The organism is Pusillimonas noertemannii, from assembly GCF_003096595.1.
Lineage (GTDB): Bacteria > Pseudomonadota > Gammaproteobacteria > Burkholderiales > Burkholderiaceae_B > Pusillimonas > Pusillimonas noertemannii.
The window spans coordinates 644,438-663,209 of sequence record NZ_QEKO01000001.1 but is presented as its reverse complement, the minus strand read 5'-3'; the positions used below and the strand labels follow the sequence as shown (position 1 = coordinate 663,209).

Sequence of the window (18,772 nt, the reverse complement as noted above, 5' to 3'; positions counted from 1 at the left end):
AGAACTGAATCAAGGCCGCTTCGCCGCCACGGCTTCACCGGGCGAACCGGCATCGGGTCCGCCTATGCACATCATCATCCCCGACGACTACCAGGATTGCGTTCGCTACCTTTCCTGTTTCGAGAAGCTGCTGGGGCACAGCGTGCAGGTCTTTCACGACTCGCCCAAAGACCTCGCCTCGCTCGCCTCGCGTTTTGCGCTGGCCGAGGCCCTGGTCCTTACGCGCGAGCGCACCGAAATCTCCGCCGCGCTGCTTCAGCAGCTTCCCCGCCTGCGCCTCATCAGCCAGACGGGCCGGGCCGGCTCCCACATCGACGTCGAAGCCTGCACACGGCATGGCGTGGCGGTTGCCGAAACCAGCAGCACCGGCGTCGCCACCGCCGAACTGGCCTGGGCGCTCATACTCGCCAGCCGGCGCCACCTGCTTGCCGAAGCCAACCGCCTGCGCGACGGCCTTTGGCAGGGGTACCTGGGCAGCAAGCTGCAAGGCAGCACCCTGGGCATCTGGGGCTACGGCCGCATCGGCAGGCAGGTGGCCGCCTACGGCCGGGCCTTCGGCATGCGCGTATGGGTCTGGGGCAGCGAAGGCTCACGAGCCCGGGCCGTCCAAGAGGGCCACGAGGCGGCGCCCTCGCGCGAGGCCTTTTTTGCGGAAAGCGACGTGCTCAGCCTGCATCTGCGCCTGCTGCGCGAAACCCGCGGCCTGGTCACACGCAAAGATCTGCAGCGCATGAAGCCCTCGGCCCTGTTCGTCAACACCAGCCGCGCCGAGCTGCTGCAGCCCCAGGCCCTTGAAAGCGCCGTGCGGCAGGGCCGTCCGGGCTTTGCCGCCATCGACGTGTACGAAAGCGAACCCGTGCTGGGCGCCCGCCACCCCCTGCTGCATCTGCCCAATGTGCTGTGCACGCCCCACATCGGTTTTGTCGAACGCGACAACTACGAATCGTTCTACGGCCAGGCCTTCGACAACATTCTTTGCTATCTGCAAGGCGAGCACGGCCGCTTGCTCAACCCCCAGGCACTAAATCACCTCAAGCAGCAGCAGGCGCCCCTTGGCGTTGCGGCGCGCTGAACGCCATCAGCCCCGCCCAGGCCGCTTGCAACAACCGGCTTTGCCTCAGCGCCGCACTGGGCTGAATCCAGCCAGCACGCGCTCGTTGGCCCGGCCCGCCTCGTCGCGCAGCATATCAAGAAAAACCTGGGCGGCAGGCTTCATGACGGTGCGGGCCGGTTCGATGGCCACCAGTTCCAGCCGCAAGGGGGGCTCGCGCAGCAGGTTCATCGCCAGGCCGGGTGCGCGAACGTCGTCCGCCATCATCATGGCGGGCAATACCGCCAGCCAATCAGAGCGGGCGACGAAGTCCAGGGCGCCATACATGCTGTCCATTTCCAGCACCTGCTCGATCCGCGCGCCATTGGCCATCAGATAGGCCTCGATCTTGCCGCGGCGCGTGTTGGACGGGGCCGGCGCCACCAGCTTGATGCCGCCCAGCCCCGCAACCCGCAGGGCCTTCCCATGACGCAGGCCCGAATCCGGCCCCGAAACCAGCAGTTCGGGCGTGCCGGCGAATGCCCGGCTTTCAATGCCCGCCGTCGGAGGAAATTCGGGCACGATGGCAAAATCCAGTTCCGCCGCTACGACCTGCTGCGTAAGGCTGGCGCTGAACCCTTCGACGATGCGCAGCGCCACGTTGGGATGCAGCCTGTTGAACCGCAGCAGGGCGGGAGCCAGCACGCAACGTGTCATGGTGGGCATCAGGCCTACGGTAATGCGGCCCTCCAGGCCTTGGTCGAAGGCATGCACGGCCTCGCGGGTTCGCTCGTGCTGGCGCAGCATCTGGATGCAGCCCTGGTAAAACGCGGCCCCGGCCGGAGTGGGCAGCACCGAGCCCTTGTTGCGCGAGAAGAGCGCCACGCCCAGGGAGACTTCAAGCTTGCGTATGCGCTGCGACACCCCGGATTGGGTTGCATGTTCGCGCGCCGCCGCCGCCGTGAACGACAGTTCTTCATACACCGCAACGAAAAGGCGCAGGTCGCGCAGGCTGTAGCTCATGGCCTTATCAACTTTTCTAATGGGTTTTATCAGACTTTATCATTTCCAATAATGCATGCCCATCGCTATCCTGGGTGGACGTTCCACTGCATTGCGCCCCGGCGTGGGCAAGGCCTTCAAGGAAGACAGCGATGAAACTCGGCATGTTCATGATGCCCCTGCATCCTCCCTCCCGTCCCTATGCCGAGATACTTCGCGAAGACCGCGAGGCCGTGCTGCTGGCGGAGCGGCTGGGCTACGTCGAGGCCTTCGTCGGCGAACATGTCACCGACGCGGCCGAGCGCATTACCTCGTGCCTGATGTTCCTGGCGAGCCTTGCCCATGAAACCCGGAACATCGTGCTGGGCAGCGGCACCCTCAATCTGCCCAACACGCATCCGGCCGCAGTGGCGGCGCAAGTGGCCATGCTGGACCACATGCTCGAAGGCCGCTTCATCATGGGCATCAGCCCCGGCGGCCTGATGTCGGACGCCGAGGTGTTCGGCAATCTCGACAAGAACCGCAATGAGATGTTTGTCGAAGCCATCAACATGGTGCTGGACATCTGGCGCAGCGACCCTCCCTACAATCTCGAGGGCAAGCATTTTCAGGTATCGACCCAAAAGACCATGATCCCCGAGATAGGCCAGGGCGAGATCGCAAAGCCGTTCCAGCGCCCCCACCCGCCCATCGCCGGCACGGCGGTCGCGCCGTTTTCAAAAGGGGTTACGGCGCTGGCCGAGCGCGGCTGGCAGACCATTTCGGCCAACTTCCTGCTGCCCAAGTGGGTGGCCACCCACTGGGACAGCTACCGGCTGGGCCGAAGCAATGTCGGCGCCGTGGCCAACCCGGCCGACTGGCGCGTAGCCAAGAGCATTTTCGTGGCCGATGATGAAGCCACCGCCCAAGAGTACGGCCTGGGCCCAAAGGGACCCTATCAGTTCTACCTGCGGCAGCTGATCCGCAAACTGGTTACCGGCGGCGGCAGGGCCAACCTGTTCAAGCCCGATCAAGAAATGCCCGACAGCGCGGTCACCCCCGACTATGCGGCCCGCCAGCTCGTCATTGCGGGAACGGTGAACAGCGTGGTCGACCAGATCCTGGCTTTCCGCGAAACGGTGGGCGACTTCGGCACCCTGCTTTACGCCTGCCACGACTGGGTCGACCCCGCGCTGGGCAAGCGCTCGATGCAATTGATGGCCGAGCAGGTCATGCCCAGGGTCAACGCCGCACTCAAGAACTGAAACGGGCCGCATTCGTCAAAGCGGCCGCGCACCCGTTGCACCCGTTGCACCCGTTGCGCCCGTTGCGCCCGTTGCACCCGTTGCGCCCGTTGCGCCCGTTGCGACTGCTGCGCCTGTTGCGGCACACCTGTTACGGCAGGCGACTTCGCGCCGATTCGGTGGTAGACTTTTATTTACCATTTGATAAATAAGAGACTGCGAAGCAGCGCACGCGCACCGTAGCGGGAGACCACCATGCCCATCAAGCGCCTGGACCACTATTCGATCCGCACCCTGGATCTGGATGCATCCCTGCAGTTCTATACCCGGATCATGGGCTTTACGGCCGGCTTCCGGCCCCCTTTCGATTTTCCGGGCCACTGGCTTTACAACGAAGAGCCCTACCCCGCTTCGAACGGCGTGGTCCACCTTATCGGCATCGACCCCGGCGACAAAGAAGGGCTGGTCAAGTATTTGGGCGACCGAAGCCCCGACTCCATGTCCGGCGGCGGGGCCGTGGACCACATGGCCTTCCTGGCAACAGGGGTGGACGACATGCGCGCCCGGCTCGAAAAACATAAGCTGCCCTGGCGGGAACGCGATGTTCCTTCGCTGAGCATTCTGCAGCTCTTCCTGGAAGACCCCAGCGGCGTCACCATCGAGCTCAACTATCCCGCTTCCGAAGGCCCGGCGCGCCAATCACCGCAGCAATAAAAGCAAAAAAGGGGCAAGCCCATGGACCAGGCCGCACAGGCAAAAAAAGGCAAGGCCATCATCATCGGCGGCTCGATGGGGGGCCTGTTCGCGGGTAACCTGCTGCTGCGCGCCGGCTGGCAGGCCGAAATCCACGAACGCGTGCCCGGCCCCCTTTCCGATCGCGGCGCCGGCATCGTCACCCACCAAGAGCTGCTGCATGCGCTGAAGCTGGCCGGCGCCACCGTCGACGAAACACTGGGCGTCAGCATTCCCAGCCGGGTCACCTTCGACCGGCAGGGCCGCAGCATCGCCGAACTGCCCTACGAACAGCTGCTTACGGCGTGGAGCCGCCTGCTCGGGGTTCTTGAAGATGCATTTCCAGCCAGGCACTACCATCACGGCAAAGCGCTGGCGCGCATCGAGCAGGACGCCGATAGCGTTACCGCCTTTTTCGAAGACGGCACGCAAGCCACGGGCGACCTGCTGGTGGGCGCCGACGGCATACGCTCCGCCACCCGCGCCCAGGCCATGCCCGGCATCGAGCCGGTCTATGCCGGCTATGTCGCCTGGCGCGGCCTGGTTGAAGAAAGCGAGCTTGGCCCCCAGGCCCATGAGGCGCTGATGGAGCGCTTTGCCTTCTACCTGCCCCCCAACGAGCAAATACTTACCTACCCTGTGGCGGGCCGCGCCAACGCCACCTCAAAGGGCGCGCGGCGCATCAATTTTGTGTGGTATCGGCCGGCGGACGAAGAAACCGAGCTCAGGCGCCTGCAGACCGACGCTTCCGGCAGGCACCATGCGGGGGGCATACCGCCCACCGCCATCCGCCCCGACGTTCTCGACGAAGTGCGCAAGGCCGCCACGGACACCCTGCCTCCCGTCTTTGCGGAAGTCGTGCACAAGACGCCCCTGCTGTTCTTCCAGCCGATTTTCGATCTGGAGTGCGAACGCATGGCGGCGGGCCGAGTCGCCCTGTTGGGCGATGCCGCATTCGTCGCCCGCCCCCATTCGGGCATGGGGGTCACCAAAGCCGCCTACGACGCCCTCGAGCTGACCGAAGCGCTGGGCTCCGAGGCCGGCATCCACCAGGCCCTGGCCAGGTACCAGGCCGAACGCGGCCGCTTCGGAAGGTCGATCGTCGGCCATGCCCGGAACATGGGAGCCTGCATGCTGGCCAATCCGCGCTCGGCGCATGAACGGGAAATGGCCCGGCGCTATCGCGATCCGGGTCCTCTTATGCGGGAAACGGCGGTATCGCTGCGCTACCTGAAGCTGGACCAGCCCGGCAGCACGACGGCCACGGCTTCTACGCGGCCGTAAAGCCCTCTTTGAGCGCCTCGCGCAAGTATGCCACCAGCACCTGCACGCCCCGGGGCACATGGGTGGTATAGGGCCTGATGGCATAGAGTGTGTCGCCGAACACGCCGGCGGGAGACCAGCCCGGCAGCACCTGGACCAACTCGCCCCGGGCCAGCGCCTGCTGGGCGGAAAAATCGGGCAGTATCGTCAGGCCCAGGCCGGCCTGGGCCGCTTCGCGCAGCCCTTCGCTGTTGTTGACCGCAAAAGGCCCGCCCACCGGCACCACATGGCGCCGCGGCCCCGAGCGCGCCCTGCCCGCTGACTCGAACGTCCACACAGTGGTGCTTTGCCGGCGCGGATAATGCAGGCAGGCATGGTCGGCCAGGTCTGAAGGATGTTCCGGGGTGCCGTGGCGGTCGAGATAGGCCCGGCTGGCCACCAGCACCGAGCGCACCCCGCACAAGGCCCAGGCCACGTAATTGGCTGGCGGCGTGGACGTGTGGCGAATCGCCAGGTCGAAGCCCTCGCCCGAGAGCGAGCTGAGCTGATCGGAAAGATCGAGCTCGATGCGTATGCGTGGATTGGCCCGCAGGAAGGCCGGGAGGCGGGGCACGAGCTGCTGGCGCGCCAACGCCACCGGAGCGCTGAGGCGCAATGTGCCCTGCGGGGAGACCGCCTGTTCGCGCACCGCCTCGAAGCTGTCGGCGATCTGGCCGAAAGCGCCGCGCGTGTTCTCGGCCAGCTGCTGCCCCGCTTCGGTAAGGCGCACGCTGCGGGTCGTGCGCCGCACGAGCGGCACGCCGGCGGCCTGCTCGAGCTCGGCAATGCGCTGGCTCATGGCCGCCTTGCTGACGTTCAAAGAGGCCGCCGCGCGGGTAAAACTGCCCTGCTCGGCCAGGACCGCCAACCAATGCACATGGGACCACAGCGAAGTTATTTTCTTGTCTTTCATACGCAAGATTATTCAATATATTGAACAATGAATCCAGCGTTCAGGTCTATCGCAAGGCGGCTCGCCTCCGTACACTGACCATTCGTACGCCGCCTGAAAATAATTCGAGAACCCACTATGCAAGCCTACAACGACACCGCCGACGTCGGCCATTTCATCAACGGCCAAGCCACATCCGGCGCCTCGCAGCGGCGCCAGGATGTCTTCAATCCCGCGCTGGGCATGGCCGCACGCCAGGTCGTGCTGGCCGAGCCCCACGATGTCGACCAGGCCGTGGCCAGCGCCAAGGCCGCCTTCGGCCAGTGGGCCGATACCTCGCCCCTGCGGCGCGCACGCATTATGTTCAAGTTCCTCGAGCTGATGAACCAGCATCGCGACGCCCTGGCGGCCATCATCACCGCCGAGCACGGCAAGGTGTTCAGCGATGCGCAGGGCGAAGTCTCGCGCGCCATCGACGTCATCGAGTTCGCCTGCGGCATACCGCAGCTGCTCAAGGGCGATTACACCGACCAGGTCGCTTCGGGCATGGACAACTGGACCCTGCGCCAGCCGCTGGGCGTCGTCGCCGGCATTACCCCCTTCAACTTCCCGTGCATGGTTCCCTGCTGGATGTTCCCGGTGGCCATTGCCGCCGGCAACTGCTTCATCCTCAAGCCCAGCGAGCGCGATCCCTCGACATCGCTGTACCTTGCCCGCCTGTTCAAAGAGGCCGGCCTGCCCGACGGCGTGCTGAACGTGGTGCAGGGCGATAAAACAGCGGTCGACGCCCTGCTGGCCCACCCCGACGTCAAGGCGGTCAGCTTCGTCGGCTCCACCCCCATCGCCCACTATATCTACGAGCAGGCCGCCCATTTCGGCAAGCGGGTGCAGGCGCTGGGGGGGGCAAAAAACCACCTGGTCGTCATGCCCGACGCCGACCTCGACCAGGCGGTCGACGCCCTGGTCGGCGCGGCCTACGGATCAGCCGGCGAGCGCTGCATGGCCATCTCCGTCGCCGTGCTGGTCGGCGAGGCGGCCGACCGCGTCATTCCCAGGCTGGCCGAAAGGGCCAAAACGCTCGTCGTGCGCAACGGCATGGACCCGCAAGCCGAAATGGGGCCCATCGTTACCCGCCAGGCGCTCGAACGCATCGAGGGCTACATTCAGTCGGGCGTCGACGAAGGCGCCACGCTGGTCGTAGACGGCCGCGGCCACACGGTGCCTGGCCACGAACAGGGCTTCTTCACCGGAGGCACCCTGTTCGACAACGTCAAGCCCAATATGCGCATCTATAAAGAAGAAGTGTTCGGCCCCGTGCTGGCCTGCGTGCGCGTGCCCGACTTCGGGTCGGCCGTCGAACTCGTCAACAACCATGAATTCGGCAACGGCGTGTCGTGCTACACCCGCGACGGCCACATCGCGCGCGAATTCGGCCGGCGCATCCAGTGCGGCATGGTGGGCATCAACGTGCCCATTCCCGTACCCATGGCCTGGCACGGCTTCGGCGGCTGGCAAAAATCGCTGTTTGGCGACATGCACATCTATGGCGAAGAAGGTGTGCGCTTTTACACCAAGCAAAAAAGCATCATGCAGCGCTGGCCCGAAAGCATAGAAAAAGGCGCGGAATTTGCCATGCCCGCGCCAAAATAGCTGTACGAAATAATCAATCGATAAGTAAAAAGGAAAATAAAGCCTTAAGCGATATAGAAATAGTATTAGAGAGGCCCTGGTAAATAAAATACATTATCGATTGATTATTAAAAAGGAGACAAAGCCATGGTCCATCGCTACGACGAAAAAAAATTCAAGATCGATCTTGTCCATGAAACCGCCAAGCGGTGCTGCAACTGGGGCAAGTGGGGGCCCGACGATGAAATCGGCACGCTCAACTATGTCAGCCCCGACGACATCAAGGCGGCGGCGGGCCTGGTGCGCAAGGGCAGCGTCTTTTCGCTGGGGCTCGAGTTCGACCGCAACGGGCCGCAAAAAGGCCTGTGGGGCAATCGCTACAACCCCATCCACACCATGCTGGCCACCGGCACCGACGCCGTCGCGGGCAACCAAGACGCCGGCGGCTTGCGCTACGCCGACGACTCGGTATCCATGCCCCTGCAGTGCGGCACGCAATGGGACGGCCTGGGCCATATTTTCTACGGCGAAAAAATGTGGAACGGCTATGACGCCCGCCTCGTCGACAGCGACGGCGCCCACAAGAACGGCATCGAAAAGGTCAAGGCAAAAATGGTGGGCCGCGGCGTGCTGCTCGACGTCGCCCGGCATCTGGGCGTCGATTCTCTTGAAGACGGCCAGGCCATTTCGGTCGACGACCTCGAGACCACGCAAAAGGCCCAGGGTGTACAGGTGCGGCGCGGCGACTTCGTCATCGTGCGCACCGGGCATATGGAGCGCTGCCTGAAGCAGGGCGAATGGGGCGGCTATGCGGGCGGCGAGGCCCCGGGCCTGGCCTTCGACACGGCAAACTGGATCTATGAAAAGCAGATCGCCGCCATCTGCACCGACACCTGGGGCTGCGAAGTGCGCCCCAACGAAACCGACGACTGCACCCAGCCCTGGCATTGGGTGGTCATACCCATGATAGGCATCAGCATGGGCGAGATCTTTTATGTCAAGGACCTGGCCGAAGACTGCGCCGCCGACGGCGTATACGAGTTCATGTTCACCGCGCCGCCGCTGCCCATTACCCGCGCCGTGGGTTCACCCCTCAATCCCATCGCGATCAAGTAGGAGGCTCCCATGGCTCGCATCCTGAAACACACCATCAGTGCCCAGGCCAGCGCCGAGCTCGACGCCCAGGTTCGCCAAACGGTAGAGGCCATCCTGGCCGACGTCCAGTCGCGGGGCGATCAGGCCGTGCGCGAATACTCGCAGAAATTCGACAAATGGTCGCCCCCCTCTTTCCGGCTCGATGAAAAGCAAATCCAGGCCATCGTCGATTCGGTCGACCCGGCCACGCTTGACGACATCCGTTTCGCCCAGGCCCAGATCCGCAATTTCGCCCAGATGCAGCGCGCCTCCATGCACGACGTGCAGGTCGAAACCCTGCCAGGCGTCACGCTGGGGCACAAGCACATCCCGGTCAGCTCGGTCGGCTGCTACGTGCCGGGGGGCAAGTACCCTATGGTGGCCTCGGCCCACATGAGCATCGTCACCGCCAAGGTGGCGGGCGTGCCGCGCGTGGTGGCCTGTGTGCCCCCCACCGACGGCAAGGCCCACCCCGAAACCGTGGCGGCCATGGCGCTTGCCGGAGCCGACGAAATCCACATTCTGGGCGGGGTGCAGGCCGTGGCCGCCATGGCCATCGGCACTGAAAGCATCGCGCCGGTCGACATGCTGGTGGGGCCGGGCAACGCCTACGTGGCCGAGGCCAAGCGCCAGCTGTTCGGCAGGGTGGGCATCGACCTGTTCGCCGGGCCCACCGAGATCCTGGTCATCGCCGACGACAGCGCCGAAGTCGGCATGGTGGCCGCCGACCTGCTCGGCCAGGCCGAGCACGGCTACACCTCGCCCGCCGCGCTCATTACCACTTCCGCCCAACTGGCCGAGGCCCTGCCGGCCGAAATCGAACGCCAGCTGGGCGTGCTGCCCACGGCTGAAATTGCGGGCAAGGCCTGGGCCGACTACGGCCAGATCATCCTGGTGCAGGACGAGGCCGAGGCCGTGGTCGAGGCCGACAAGCTGGCCTACGAACACGTCGAGGTGCTTACACGCAACCCGCGCTACTTCCTCGACAACATGAAGCAGTACGGCGCGCTGTTCCTGGGCCCAGAAACCAATGTGGCCTATGGCGACAAGGTCATCGGCACCAACCACACACTGCCCACCAAGGGGGCCGCGCGCTATACCGGCGGGCTGTGGGTGGGCAAGTTCCTTAAAACCTGCACCTGGCAAGAATGCACGCCCGAAGCCAGCGTGATGATAGGCGAGTACTGCTCGCGGCTATGCGCCATCGAGCGCTTCTGGGGCCACAAAGAGCAGGCCGACTACCGGGTGCGCAAGTACGGCAGCATGGCGGGCGCCGCGCTATGATCACGGCCGGCCCCTTCAACCTGCACGGGCTCGCGGCGCTGGTCACCGGCGCCGGCCGAGGCCTGGGCGCGGCGATCGCCGCCGAGCTTGCGGCCGCCGGGGCCAAGACCTTCATCCTCAGCCGCAACCAGGCCGAACTCGATGATCTGGCGCAGCGCATCGCCGCCGACGGCGGACAGGCCCAGGCCATCGTCTGCGACATCACCGACGCCGGCGCCGTGCAATCGGCCCTCGACGGCATTCCCCGGCTGGACATCCTGGTCAACAATGCGGGGGGAAACATCCCCGCCGATTTCATCGACGTTACGCCAGAGCAACTCGACAGCCTGCTGCTGCTGAACGTGCGCTCGGTGTTCCTTACCGCCCAGGCCGGCGCGCGCAAGATCATGGCCAGCGGCAAAGGCGGCAGCATTGTCAACATCTCGTCGCAGATGGGCCACGTGGGTGCGGCCCGCCGATCGGTCTACTGCATGACCAAGCACGCCGTCGAAGGCCTGACCAAGGCCATGGCGCTCGAGCTGGCCGCGCACAACATCCGCGTCAATACCGTGGCGCCCACCTTTGTCCTCACCCCCATGACCGAAGCCTTCTTCAAGGAAGAAAGCTTTCGCGACTGGGTCATGCAGCGCCTGCCCATGGGCCGGCTGCTGCCCGCCCAGGAAGTGGCACAGGCCGTGCGTTATCTGGCCTCGCCCGCCGCCTCCATGGTTACCGGAACAAGCCTCAAGCTCGACGGAGGCTGGACCGCACAATGAACGACGCCACGCACAGCCCCCCGCCCGATGCCGCCGGCCTTGCCGCGCCGCGCACCCGACGCCAGCCGCGCGACCAGCGCCGGGCGCAGATCCTGCGCGAAAGCATCGCGTTCTTCTCCGAGCATGGGTTCTCGGGCTCCACCCACGACCTGGCCCGCCAGATCGGCGTCACCCAGCCCCTGCTGTTCCGCTACTTCGACTCGAAAGAAGACCTGTTCGAAGCGATATTCAAGGCCGTGTTCACCGACCAATGGCAAGAAGACTGGCCCCGGCTGATACGCGACAGGTCCCTTCCATTGCGCGAGCGGCTTGCCCGCTTCTACCGCTCGTACCTGGGCGTGATCTTCAACCGCGACTGGATGCGGCTGTACATCTACGCCGGCCTGGCCGACGTGGCGATCAACCGCCGCTTCTTCGAAATGGTCGAGCACCAGATACTGCGCCCGCTGTGCGCCGAGCTGCGCGCCGAATTCCACATGGTGCCGCCCGAAGCCGAACCCATCACCAACGACGAGCTCGACTACGTCTGGATGTTCCACGGCGGCATTTTCTACCACGGCATCCGGCGCTGCGCGTTCGGCACCTCGTCCGACCATGAAATCAACCCCGCCATGCTCGAGGTATCGATCGACACCTTCGTCAGCGCGGCGCCCAACGCCATAGCCAGGTTGTTGCGGCCCCCGTCGCAAGAAGGTTACAGCCCATAACTACAACAGACAGAACTTGCAGGGCCCTGTAGTTCAACACCAAAGGAGACAACATGAAGACCATCAACAAATGGACCTACGTCTTATGCCTGGCATCGGTGTTTGGCATGTCCGGCGCACTGGCTCAATCAGACCCCATACGCATCGGCCTGCCCGTGCCGCTTACGGGGCCTTACGGAGCCGAAGCCAAGGATCAGGTTCGCAACGCCGAAATCGCGGTCAAGGAATTCAACGAGGCCGGGGGCCTGGACGGCCGCATGGCCGAACTGCTTGTGCGGGACGACAAGCTCAACCCCGGCGAGGCCGCGACGCGCGCGCTTGACCTCATCGAGAAAGACCACGCCAACTTCATCGTCGGCGGCCTGTCGGCCTCGACCCAGCTTTCCACCAACAACGTCACCAAGCAGCGCAAGGTCATTTATATTTCCATTAGCCAGTCGGACGCCATCAACGAGGCCGCCGACATGTCGCGCTACACCTTCCATGAAGCGCTCAACCCCCATATGACCACCCAGGCGCTTGGCCGCCACCTGTTCAAGGAAGGCATGCGCATCGCCTTCCTTACGGCCGACTACGCCTATGGGCACGAGATGGCGCGCGGCTTTACCACGGTTGCCGAAGAAGTGGGCGCCAAGATCGTGGGCGAGGTCCGCCATCCGCTGGGCACGTCCGACTACTCCGTCTTCCTGCCCAGGCTGGCCGCGCTCAAGCCCGACATCCTCATCTTCAACAACTTCGGCCGCGACAACCAGATCTCCATCCAGCAGGCGGGCCAGTTCGGCCTGAAGGCCAACACCAAGTTCGTCACTCCCGTGCTGCTTTACACGGCGCGCCAGGCGGCCGGCGACAAAGTGTACGAGGGCGTGACCGGCGCCACCTCGTACTACTGGGAGCTTCAGAACCAGTACGACACCGCCAAGGCGCTTAACGAACGGTATAAAAAGGAGCATGGCAGCTATCCCTCCGACTACGGCGCCCTGGCGTATGGCGCGGTCAAGTCGCTGCTGATGGCCGTCAAGCAGGCGGGCACCACCGACACTGAAAAGGTGGTCGACGCGCTTGCATCGCTCAAGTACGACACGTACAAGGGGCCCGAGTACTACCGCGGCTGCGACCACCAGGCGGTGCAGTCGGTGCTGATCATCGAGTCGAAGGCGGCCCCCGCCGACAACCCCGACGATGTCTTCAAGATCGTGAAAGAAGTCGCACCGACCGAAGACATACTGCGCAGCTGCGAACAACTGGGCTTCAAATAGCAAACTGCAAGCGGCTGCGCTTTCGCCGCGGGGCGAAAGCGTGCCGCAATGATAAGACGGAGGCACCATGGACGGCTTCATGCTCCAGCTGCTTGGCCTGCAGCTTTTTACCGGCGTGGCGCTGGGCGCCATCTACGTGCTGATGGCCGTGGGCCTGTCGCTGATCTTCGGCATGCTCACGGTGGTCAACTTTGCGCACGGCGCCTTCTTCATGGTGGGCGCCTATGTGGGCTACCTGCTGTACCAGTACGTGCCCAACTTCTGGATCTGCCTGGTGGCCGTGCCCGTGCTTACCGGCCTGATAGGCATCGTGGTCGAACGCTACCTGGTGCGGCCGCTGTACGGACGCGGCATCGACTACCCCTTGCTGCTTACCTTCGGCCTGGGCTATGTCATGGTCGAGGTCATCCGCATCATCTTCGGCAAGCAGGGCCTGCCGGTCAGCACGCCCGAGGCCCTGCAGGGCGCCGTCGACGTCTTTGTGGGCCCCTTCCCGCTGTACCGCCTGTTCGTCATCGGCGTTGCGGTCGTCGTCCTGCTGATCCTGTGGCTGTTCATCGAGCGCACGTCGTTCGGCCTGATCATCCGCGCCGGAGCGCGCGACCCGATGATCGTGCGCGTGCTGGGCGTCGACATCTCGCGCGTCTGGCTCGTGGTGTTCGCCATCGGCACCGGCATAGCCGGCCTGGCCGGGTATCTGTCGGCTCCGATGCAGGGCATTGCGCCCGAAATGGGCACCAACGTGCTGATCGTCGCCTTCGTGGTTACCGTGGTGGGCGGCATGGGGTCGCTTACCGGCGCCATCGTGGCGGGCCTGCTGATAGGCATTGTCGAAAGCCTGGCCGCCTTCATGTACCCCGAGGCCTCCAAGGTGTCGATGTTCATCATCATGGCCCTTGTTCTTCTGGTTCGCCCCATGGGCCTGTTCGGCCGCGCCGGCCTGATGAGTTGAGCACACCATGACTACACGCACTATGACCCTCGACAAAACCAAGACCCCGGCCCTGTTCGAAGCCATACGCCGGCACCGTGTCCTGGCCACCATCCTGTTCCTCTTCGTGCTGCCCTGGCTTACACCCAACTACTCGGTGGCCGCGCACATACTGATATTCGGCCTGTATGCGCTGGGCTTCAACCTGATCTTCGGCTACATGGGCATGCTGTCGTTCGGGCATTCGGCCTTTCTGGGCATAGGGGCCTATACCGCCGGAATACTGATTGCCCAGCATGCCATTACGTGGTGGCTGGCCATACCGGCCGCCATCATTGTCTCGGCGGCGGGCGCACTGGTCATCGGCGCCCTGGCCATACGCACGCGCGGCATCTACTTTGCCATGGTTACGCTGGCCCTGTCGCAGTGCGTGTATTTCCTTATCTACCAGATGCCGGCGTCGGGCGGTGAAAACGGCTTGCGGGGGGTGAACGTACCCGAAGTCAATCTGTTCGGCCTGACCATCGACGTGCTCGACCCGATCAACAAGTATTACTTTTTCTTCTGCTTCGTGGCCATATCACTATGGCTGATCTCGCGCATACTGGCCTCGCCCTTCGGCCATGCCATCCAGGCCATCCGCGAAAACGAGACCCGCACGCGCGCCTGCGGCTTCAACGTAGAGAACACCAAGCTCATCACCTTCGTGCTGTCGGGCGCCTTCTGCGGCCTGGCCGGCGCGCTGAACGGCATCAACCTGTCGAGCGTGGCGATTGAAACCCTGCACTACGAAACCTCGGGCCTGGTGGTGATGATCTGCCTGCTGGGCGGCATGGGCACTTTCTTCGGGCCCATCGTGGGCGCGCTGCTTTTCCTGTTGATCCAGGACGTGTTTTCGCTATGGACGGAGCACTGGCAGCTGTATGTCGGCGGCATCTTCATCTTCTTCGTCCTGTTCTTCCCAAAGGGCGTGTGGGGAACCATACTGGAGAAACTGCATGTCGACTGACATCATCATAGAAACCCATAATGTCACGCGCCGCTTCGGGGCCTTCACCGCGCTGAAGAACGTGTCGATACAGTTCGAGCGCGGCAAGCTCACGTCCATCATCGGCCCCAACGGCGCGGGCAAAAGCACTTACTTCAACGTGCTGTCGGGCGCCTTTCCGCCCTCTGAGGGCCGGGTGGTTTTCCAGGGCAAAGACCTTTCTGGCCTGAAGCCCCACCAGTTCTCGCACGCAGGCATCTCCAAGTCGTTTCAGATCACCAACATCTTCCCCAACTTCAGCACCCGCCAGAACGTCGAGATCGCACTGCAGGCCCATGTCTCGCGATACAACCTGTGGCGCAGGCAAAGCAGCCTGCAGCTGCAAGACAAGGCGATGGAGCTTCTGCGCACGGTGGGCATGGAACAACACGCCCGGCGGCTGGCGCGCGAACTGGCCCACGGCCAGCAGCGCGCGCTTGAAATCGCCATTGCCCTGGCCTCGGACCCCAAGCTGCTGCTCATGGACGAGCCCACCGCCGGCATGAGCCCCGAAGAAACCCGATCGATGATGGACCTGATCGTGCAGGTGGCCGCCGCCCGCACGGTCATTCTGGTCGAACACAAGATGAAGATGATCATGGGCATCAGCGACCGCATCATCGTGCTGCATCATGGCGAGTTCCTGGCCTCGGGCGCCCCCGACGACATCCGCTCGAACGATGAAGTCAAGCGCGTCTATCTGGGCCAACACTAGGGCCTGTTAACACTAAAGGCGACACACCATGCTGAAAATAGAAAAGCTCAACGCCTGGTACGCATCCAGCCACATCCTGCAAGATGTGGACCTTACCGTCGGCCAGGGCGAGGTCGTCGCCCTGCTGGGCCGCAACGGCGCCGGCAAGACCACCACCCTGAAAAGCATCATGGGCCTGCTCGACCGCACTTCGGGTTCGATCACGTTCAAGGGCCAGAACCTTATCGGCCGGCCCGCCCACGCCCGCTTCGCCCAAGGCCTGGCCTATGTGCCCGAAGAAAGGCGCATTGTCTCGGGGCTGAGCGTGCTCGAGAACATCCGCCTGGGCATCGTGGCCTCGCCGCTCAAGGCCCGCGAAGCCGAAGTCATCGACCAGATCGCCCAGACTTTCCCAAGGCTGAAAGAACGCCTGAACCAGAACGCCGTCACCATGTCGGGGGGCGAGCAGCAGATGCTGGCCATCGCCCGAGCCATCGCCGCGGGGCCCGATATGATTTTGCTCGACGAGCCCTCGGAAGGCATCATGCCCATACTAGTGGACGAGATGTTCGAGCTCTTCAACACCCTGAAGCAAGACGGCAAGACCATACTGCTGGTCGAGCAGAACGTCGAGCTGGCGCTGGGAATCGCCGATCGCGTCTACATTCTTGACCAGGGCGAGATCGTCTACACCAGTACCGCGCGCGCCCTGCTGGACGACCCGGCGATGCAGGAACGCTATTGCGCGGTATAGCCCCGCCCGGGGCTACACCGTACCCAATGCCTGCAGTATTTTCTCGGGCGTGATCGGCTGCGAGGCCACGCGCGCCGAGAACGGCGCCAGCGCATCATTGATGGCGTTCATTACCGCTCCCGGCGGGCCTGCGGTGCCCGCCTCGCCGGCGCCCTTGGCGCCCAGCTCGGAGGTGTTGGTGGGCGTCTCTATATGGGCCACGTGTATGTCGGGCATCTCGAAGGCCATGGGCACCAGGTAGTCGGCCATCGAGCCATTGCGCAGCAGCCCGTTTTCATCGTACAGGCATTCTTCAAGCATGACGCCGCCGATGCCCTGCACGATGGCGCCGCGTATCTGCTCGTCGACCAGCTTGGGGTTGATGACCCTGCCGCAGTCTTCGACGCACCAGTGGTCAAGCAGCTTGACGAAGCCTGTTTCGATGTCGACCTCGACATACGAGGCCTGCACCCCGTTGGTGAAGGTGAACGGAAAGCCGCGCTGCGCGGCGTGGCGGGTAACCATGAGCTCGGGCCGGGCATCGGCGGGCAGGATGTCGGGCCGGAAATACGCCTGCCGCGCCACTTCGGCCAACGGCATCAGGTGCGCACCCGTGCTGCTGTCGACAATGAAGCCGTCGGCCACGTCCAGCTCGGGCCGGTCTTTTTTCAGCACGACGGCGGCAAAGTCGCGAATGTTGGAACGCAGGGCCCGGCCCGCCTGCAGCACCGCTTCGCCGCCTATGCCCGCGCCGCGCGAAGCCCAGGTTCCGCCGCCGTAGGGGGTGGCCTCAGTATCGCCGGTAACGATCTTGACCTGGCCGATCTCGACGCCGATGGCATCGGCGGCGATCTGCGCGAATATGGTTTCGGTGCCCTGGCCCTGTTCGCCCACGCCCACGTGGCAGGTGACCACGCCGGTAGGTTCCAGCCGCAGCGAGGCGCCGTCGAGCGCCGAGATGCGCGCCCCGCCCACGCCATAGAACGCCGCGCTGGGATTGGTCAGCTCGACGAGCACGGCAAAGCCGATGCCGCGATGGATGTTCTGCTTGCGCAGCTCGGCCTGCTCTTTGCGCAGCGCCTGGTAGTTCATCATCTCTTCGAGCTTGGCGATCGACTTCTGGTGCGAAAGGCCTTCGATCTTTATGCCTGAAGCCCCCACGCAAGGGTAGCCGTCGTCGGGCATGACGTTGATCAAGCGCATTTTCAAGGGGTCGATGCCCAGGCGCTGGGCCGCCAGCTCGACGATGCCCTCGGTGGCGCCGCAGGCGATGGGATGGCCCACGCCGCGATACTGGCTGGTGGGCGATTTGTTCTGGAACACGACGTCGAGCCTGGCCCGGTAATACTTATGCTTGTAGGGCCCACCCGCAATGCTGAGCACCTGGTTGCCCTCGATGGCGCTGGTGCGCGGGTAGACGGAATAGGGCCCCACGCCCGTCAGATCGTCGAAATCGAAGGCCACGATCTCGCCGCTGGACTTCACTCCGATACGGGCCTTTACCACGTGCTCGCGCGCATGGATGTCGCTGGCGAACGACTCGAGCCTGTCGGCAACGAACTTGACGGGCCGCTTCAGCAGGATGGAAAGCGCCACGGTGGCAAAGTCGTCTGGATAAGAATGCACCTTCAGTCCGAAGGCCCCGCCCACGTCGCGGCAGATTACGCGCACGGAGTTCTCGGGCAGGTCGAAATGGCGCGCATACAGGTCTTGCATCATGTGCGGCGCCTGGTGCGACTGGTACACCGTAAGCTGGCTTTCGGCCGGCTGGTAGTCGGCCAGCAAAGAACGGGGTTCCATGGTTACGCCGGTCACGCGCCCGAAGCGGTAGGTTTCTTCGACCACCAGGTCGGCCTCGGCCATGGCCTGTTCGACACCGCCCGTGTCTATTTTCTTGGTAAAGCACAGGTTGTCGCCCAGCTCGGGATGAATGACGGGGGTCTCGGGCGCCAGGGCGGTTTCCATATTGTCGACCACGGGCAGCTCGTGCCAGTCGATTTCCACCATGGGGAGGGCGTCTTCGGCCTGGTGGCGGGTAAGGGCCACGATGGCCAGCACCGGTTCGCCCTGCCAGCAGGCTCTGTCAAGCGCCAGCGGATATTCGGGCGGCGACCGCATGCCCTCTAGGTGGGCCAGCGTGGCCACCCAAGGCGTGCAGATAGTGGCGATCTCGCGGCCGTCGACGATGGCCACCACGCCCGGCATGGCCTTGGCGCGCGAAACGTCGACAATGCTGAAGCGGGCGTGCGCGTAGGGGCTGCGCAGGTACACGACATGAACCAGGCGCGGCAGCGAGATATCGTCTACATAGCACCCGCGCCCTTCGAGATGGCGGCGCATGTTCGGCCGGTTGACCGAGCTGCCGACGTACTGGCGACTGTCCTTGTCCTGCTTGACGATGGGGCGGGTTTCTTCCTTGACTGTGGCTTGCATGATGAGCC

The 18,772-nt window shown here is 64.1% G+C and carries 17 protein-coding genes; 14 read left to right on the top strand and 3 right to left on the bottom strand.

What is annotated here, in order from left to right; all coding sequences use genetic code 11:
* The first annotated feature begins 64 nt into the window (after window positions 1-64).
* A complete protein-coding gene (locus tag C7440_RS03095) occupies window positions 65-1,072 on the top strand; it encodes a D-2-hydroxyacid dehydrogenase family protein (RefSeq protein ID WP_017524781.1) in 1,008 nt (335 codons plus the stop codon).
* Window positions 1,073-1,117: 45 nt separating this feature from the next.
* Here the strand turns inward: C7440_RS03095 and C7440_RS03090 are convergent, their stop codons facing one another.
* Window positions 1,118-2,053, bottom strand: coding sequence for a LysR family transcriptional regulator (locus C7440_RS03090; protein WP_017524780.1), 936 nt, complete (start codon window positions 2,051-2,053; stop codon window positions 1,118-1,120).
* A gap of 131 nt (window positions 2,054-2,184) precedes the next feature.
* On the opposite strand from C7440_RS03090, the gene C7440_RS03085 reads away from it, so the two are divergent.
* From C7440_RS03085 to C7440_RS03075, 3 genes are all read left to right on the top strand, one after another.
* Window positions 2,185-3,276, top strand: a complete 1,092-nt coding sequence (locus C7440_RS03085; protein ID WP_116517427.1) for an LLM class flavin-dependent oxidoreductase — start codon at window positions 2,185-2,187, stop codon at window positions 3,274-3,276.
* Between the two features lie 234 nt (window positions 3,277-3,510).
* Window positions 3,511-3,969 (top strand): VOC family protein, encoded by a 459-nt coding sequence (locus tag C7440_RS03080; RefSeq protein WP_116517426.1) that lies wholly within the window; start codon window positions 3,511-3,513, stop codon window positions 3,967-3,969.
* Window positions 3,970-3,990: 21 nt separating this feature from the next.
* Window positions 3,991-5,271 (top strand): FAD binding domain-containing protein, encoded by a 1,281-nt coding sequence (locus C7440_RS03075; RefSeq protein WP_116517425.1) that lies wholly within the window; start codon window positions 3,991-3,993, stop codon window positions 5,269-5,271.
* Here C7440_RS03075 and C7440_RS03070 read toward each other — a convergent pair.
* The gene (locus tag C7440_RS03070; RefSeq protein ID WP_017524776.1) at window positions 5,258-6,202 is read right to left on the bottom strand and encodes a LysR family transcriptional regulator; all 945 of its coding nucleotides are present in this window, start codon (window positions 6,200-6,202) and stop codon (window positions 5,258-5,260) included. The two genes, C7440_RS03075 and C7440_RS03070, sit on opposite strands and share 14 nt — an antisense overlap.
* Before the next feature lie 117 nt (window positions 6,203-6,319).
* Between C7440_RS03070 and C7440_RS03065 the strand changes: the two genes are divergently transcribed.
* From C7440_RS03065 to C7440_RS03020, 10 genes are all read left to right on the top strand, one after another.
* Window positions 6,320-7,831 carry a CoA-acylating methylmalonate-semialdehyde dehydrogenase gene (locus tag C7440_RS03065; protein ID WP_116517424.1) on the top strand — a complete coding sequence of 504 codons (1,512 nt, stop codon included), beginning with the start codon at window positions 6,320-6,322 and terminating at the stop codon, window positions 7,829-7,831.
* Between the two features lie 126 nt (window positions 7,832-7,957).
* The gene (locus C7440_RS03060) at window positions 7,958-8,926 is read left to right on the top strand and encodes a cyclase family protein (RefSeq protein WP_017524774.1); all 969 of its coding nucleotides are present in this window, start codon (window positions 7,958-7,960) and stop codon (window positions 8,924-8,926) included.
* A 9-nt stretch (window positions 8,927-8,935) separates the two neighbouring features.
* Window positions 8,936-10,228 carry a histidinol dehydrogenase gene (gene hisD, locus C7440_RS03055; protein ID WP_017524773.1) on the top strand — a complete coding sequence of 431 codons (1,293 nt, stop codon included), beginning with the start codon at window positions 8,936-8,938 and terminating at the stop codon, window positions 10,226-10,228.
* Window positions 10,225-10,983 (top strand): SDR family NAD(P)-dependent oxidoreductase, encoded by a 759-nt coding sequence (locus C7440_RS03050; protein ID WP_116517423.1) that lies wholly within the window; start codon window positions 10,225-10,227, stop codon window positions 10,981-10,983. The genes hisD and C7440_RS03050 overlap by 4 nt, the downstream gene beginning before the upstream one ends.
* Entirely contained in the window at window positions 10,980-11,690 is a 711-nt protein-coding gene (locus C7440_RS03045) for a TetR/AcrR family transcriptional regulator (protein WP_116517422.1), read from the top strand. Before C7440_RS03050 ends, C7440_RS03045 begins: the two co-directional genes overlap by 4 nt.
* Before the next feature lie 53 nt (window positions 11,691-11,743).
* Window positions 11,744-12,946 carry an ABC transporter substrate-binding protein gene (locus C7440_RS03040; protein WP_116517421.1) on the top strand — a complete coding sequence of 401 codons (1,203 nt, stop codon included), beginning with the start codon at window positions 11,744-11,746 and terminating at the stop codon, window positions 12,944-12,946.
* A gap of 79 nt (window positions 12,947-13,025) precedes the next feature.
* Complete coding sequence (locus C7440_RS03035; RefSeq protein ID WP_243410815.1) at window positions 13,026-13,898, top strand: branched-chain amino acid ABC transporter permease; 873 nt, start codon at window positions 13,026-13,028, stop codon at window positions 13,896-13,898.
* A 7-nt stretch (window positions 13,899-13,905) separates the two neighbouring features.
* A complete protein-coding gene (locus tag C7440_RS03030) occupies window positions 13,906-14,886 on the top strand; it encodes a branched-chain amino acid ABC transporter permease (RefSeq protein ID WP_243410814.1) in 981 nt (326 codons plus the stop codon).
* On the top strand, window positions 14,876-15,619 hold the full coding sequence (locus tag C7440_RS03025) for an ABC transporter ATP-binding protein (RefSeq protein WP_116517418.1): 744 nt from the start codon (window positions 14,876-14,878) through the stop codon (window positions 15,617-15,619). The genes C7440_RS03030 and C7440_RS03025 overlap by 11 nt, the downstream gene beginning before the upstream one ends.
* A gap of 28 nt (window positions 15,620-15,647) precedes the next feature.
* Window positions 15,648-16,352 (top strand): ABC transporter ATP-binding protein, encoded by a 705-nt coding sequence (locus tag C7440_RS03020; RefSeq protein WP_116517417.1) that lies wholly within the window; start codon window positions 15,648-15,650, stop codon window positions 16,350-16,352.
* 12 nt (window positions 16,353-16,364) lie between these two features.
* Here the strand turns inward: C7440_RS03020 and C7440_RS03015 are convergent, their stop codons facing one another.
* Window positions 16,365-18,764, bottom strand: coding sequence for a xanthine dehydrogenase family protein molybdopterin-binding subunit (locus C7440_RS03015; protein WP_180064372.1), 2,400 nt, complete (start codon window positions 18,762-18,764; stop codon window positions 16,365-16,367).
* Between the last annotated feature and the right edge of the window lie 8 nt (window positions 18,765-18,772).